Raw genomic sequence first — 687 nt, forward strand, 5'->3', positions numbered from 1 at the left:
GCGCCCCGCTTTGAGCGGAGCGCCGTGGTTCTGGTCAGCGAGACCAGATGAGCTTGTGCTCGCCCTTGTCGCCCTGGACGAGGGAGGCGTAGACGGGCGCCGTGAAGGACGGATCGTCGAGCTTGAGCGAGAGGTATTCGGCGCCCGTTTCGCGGGCGGTCCGGCTCCAGCCTGCTCCGAACTCGACACCCGTTGCTGTGACCCGGAAGTCCGGGGCGCGATCGTTGTCGCGGTCGCAGGGCTTGATGGATGCCTTGACGTTGAGGGTGAGGGTCTTGATGGTCCCTGCATAGGTGCCGGTTTCGTCGCGGGTGAAGGTGCCGATCTGAGCCATTGTCGTATCTCCTGAGGTTGTTCGAAGCCGCCCGATGCGGCCTCGATGGCGGTCGAGAGGCGACGGATTGGACGGACTGCATCCGCAGGACCGCAGCATCAGCGAAGGACGGCGGCAGCCGAGCTTGTTGGCTCGCGAGGAATGACCGCTTGCGGTCAGGGGAAGAAGGTCGGCGGAGCCGTTGCAGGCCAGGGCCGGTCCGGTGCCAGACCAGCCCCAAAGAGAGGCCGTATGGGGGGCTTTCGCGCCGTCAGCAGAATGACGTGATTGATCGGCGCCGTCTCATCCGCATGATTAGCCGCCGCCTGGGCCATCATCCCTCCCGTCGACCCGGCCGCCATCTCCCTGGCGCA

At 66.1% G+C, this 687-nt stretch carries 2 protein-coding genes; both read right to left on the minus strand.

Translation table 11 applies throughout. The features are described from left to right. Window positions 1-34 precede the first annotated feature (34 nt). A complete protein-coding gene (locus tag YH62_RS28990) occupies window positions 35-334 on the minus strand; it encodes a DUF736 domain-containing protein (RefSeq protein ID WP_046797789.1) in 300 nt (99 codons plus the stop codon). Window positions 335-489: 155 nt separating this feature from the next. Next, a partial coding sequence (locus tag YH62_RS30685; RefSeq protein ID WP_047525792.1) for a hypothetical protein occupies window positions 490-687 on the minus strand: 198 nt, incomplete at its 5' end.

Source organism: Rhizobium sp. LC145, from assembly GCF_001005825.1.
Classification (GTDB): Bacteria; Pseudomonadota; Alphaproteobacteria; order Rhizobiales; family Rhizobiaceae; genus Neorhizobium.

Coding starts and splice junctions, on each gene's coding strand:
- YH62_RS28990 (WP_046797789.1), bottom strand. CDS start 334: ATGGCTCAGATCGGCACCTTCACCCGCGACGAAACCGGCACCTATGCA.